Here is a 213-nt window from a genome sequence, read left to right as displayed (position 1 = left end):
GTTAAAATTCGTCACTTATTTGCGCTAATGCGGTTTCAATGGTTTTATAACAAATAATGCACCACGGACACATTACGTCTGAACCGTTGGAGATTTTTAGCTTTTTCATGAGTGAGCCTATTTTTTACAGTGGGTACGGGTCTATTTGGAGGCGCTAAGCGGATCATTGAAGAGGGGCATTTTGCCAGGTACAGAAATAAGTGCTTAACCTGC

At 41.3% G+C, this 213-nt stretch carries 1 pseudogene; it reads right to left on the bottom strand.

The features are described from left to right. Positions 1-7 precede the first annotated feature (7 nt). Positions 8-109, bottom strand: a pseudogene (locus tag CWB85_RS22245) (DsbA family oxidoreductase); the annotation flags it as partial. Between the last annotated feature and the right edge of the window lie 104 nt (positions 110-213).

The sequence above is a fragment of the Pseudoalteromonas sp. S1727 genome (assembly GCF_005886375.1).
GTDB lineage: Bacteria > Pseudomonadota > Gammaproteobacteria > Enterobacterales > Alteromonadaceae > Pseudoalteromonas > Pseudoalteromonas haloplanktis.
This window is presented reverse-complemented; position numbering and strand designations above follow the sequence as displayed.